Origin of the sequence: Nocardia sp. NPDC060220 (genome assembly GCF_042727815.1) — a bacterium.
In the GTDB taxonomy this organism is placed as follows: domain Bacteria; phylum Actinomycetota; class Actinomycetes; order Mycobacteriales; family Mycobacteriaceae; genus Nocardia.
Window position 1 is genome coordinate 1 of sequence record NZ_JBHWZY010001392.1, and the last position, 1,046, is coordinate 1,046.

The window sequence follows — 1,046 nt, forward strand, 5'->3', positions numbered from 1 at the left end:
AACGTAAGCGCTGTTGCTGAGCGGGTGAGACTCGAGATGCTCGCATCAGATGCAGGAATCCTTCACATTTGTGTGCTCCCCGCATGAGCGGGGATGAGCCCTCGGGTCGTGCCAGACGACGGCGGTGACCCGCGAGGATCCCGGATCATCGGGTGAGGACGTACCCGTCGTCTGGTCGGTGGTCACGGGAGCGGCGCAAGTCGGCGACGGCGAAAGTGCGTTGTACCCAGCGGTCCGTGCCGTCGTAGCGCGGCCGGAAGGCGGTGCGGCCGTGGACAGTGACCCGATTGTCGATAATGGCCAGGTCGCCCGGGGTGAGCACCGTGGTGCGGGCGACCGAATCGCAAGCTCGGCCGAATTCGATCAGCGCTGCCTCGGCGCGCGGCGTCAGCGCGGTGGTCGCGATCGTGGCCATCCTGATGTCGGGATCGTCGACTGCACCCGATAACAGTGGTTGCGGTGGGCGGACGGCGTTGTCGGTGGGGAACGACGGTGGGGGCGCGGTTATGAATTCTGGTGCGAACAGCGTTTCCCGGGCCGATTGGCTGAGCAAGGGCAGCGCTTGACGCAGACAAGCGGTCCGCAGACCTGCGATCCGGTCGTGGTCGCCGCGGAGGCACAGCAGCAGCACGTAGTCGGGTTCGTGCAGGTGGAAGGCGTTCTCGTTGTGGAAGGTCAGCAACACCGAACCGGCGTTTCCGGAGAAGGATTCCCTGCCCCGCACGGGGACGACGTCCTGGACGAGGGCGCCGGATTTTTCAGCCAGATATGCGGTCGGGTCGCCGAGCCCGCAGGCGATCATGGTGAGGACGGCAGCGGAGACGACTGCCGCACGCTGCACAGAATCCGCTGTCGAAGGAGTGTCGGGCAGTCTCATCTCGTCGACCGGCAGGCCGTGGATGACCAACGATCCGCGCAGTCCGGAATGTCGCCGGAACTGCCGAACGCCGCGCCGCAGCGACAGCGGTAGCGCATCCCAGGAGTTCCGGGCGCGCGCGACCCAGGTTGGGTCGTCCACCCGGTCCTGCTCGCCCCCGCACAGTGCC

At 66.7% G+C, this 1,046-nt stretch carries 1 protein-coding gene; it reads right to left on the minus strand.

Annotated elements, in window-relative coordinates; all coding sequences use genetic code 11:
* Positions 1 to 145: 145 nt before the first annotated feature.
* The coding region (locus ACFWF3_RS37015; RefSeq protein WP_379318929.1) for a TauD/TfdA family dioxygenase at positions 146 to 1,046 on the minus strand (901 nt) is incomplete at its 5' end.